This is a genomic window from Streptomyces flaveolus (assembly GCF_000716535.1).
Lineage (GTDB): Bacteria > Actinomycetota > Actinomycetes > Streptomycetales > Streptomycetaceae > Streptomyces > Streptomyces flaveolus_A.
The window spans coordinates 1-387 of record NZ_JNWV01000165.1; the positions used below are offsets into that span (position 1 = coordinate 1).

Below are 387 nucleotides of genomic sequence, written 5' to 3' on the forward strand. Positions count from 1 at the left end.
AGGCGCGGACGCGGCCCTGTTCCAGGCGGGTGTAGTAGTCCACGCTGATCGCGGCGAGCCGGGCGACCTCCTCGCGGCGCAGTCCGGCGACGCGGCGGGCGGAGTCCGCCTCGGGCAGGCCGCACTCCTGCGGCGTCAGCTGCGCCCGACGGGCCCTGAGAAAGGCGCCGAGGTGGGAATGGGATGCCGAATTCATGTTCTCCAGTGTCACGCGCCCACCCCGACGACGGCACACATGTGAGGGGGCAGGTTCTTTCCCGGGCAGGAACTTGTCTCTTCCGGGTGGGTGCGTGGTGGCGGAGTGTGGATGTGTGCCCGGCGGGAGCGGGGCCCCTCTTCTCCGGGGGGTTCGGTGTGCCGGGTGTGTCAGGACACCGCATCGACCCT

1 protein-coding gene is annotated in these 387 nt (G+C 70.8%); it reads right to left on the bottom strand.

Annotated features, from left to right (window positions below; translation table 11 throughout):
* Window positions 1–196, bottom strand: a 196-nt coding sequence (locus tag OO52_RS45675) for a helix-turn-helix domain-containing protein (RefSeq protein ID WP_037671728.1), incomplete at its 3' end; no start/stop codon positions are given.
* Between the last annotated feature and the right edge of the window lie 191 nt (window positions 197–387).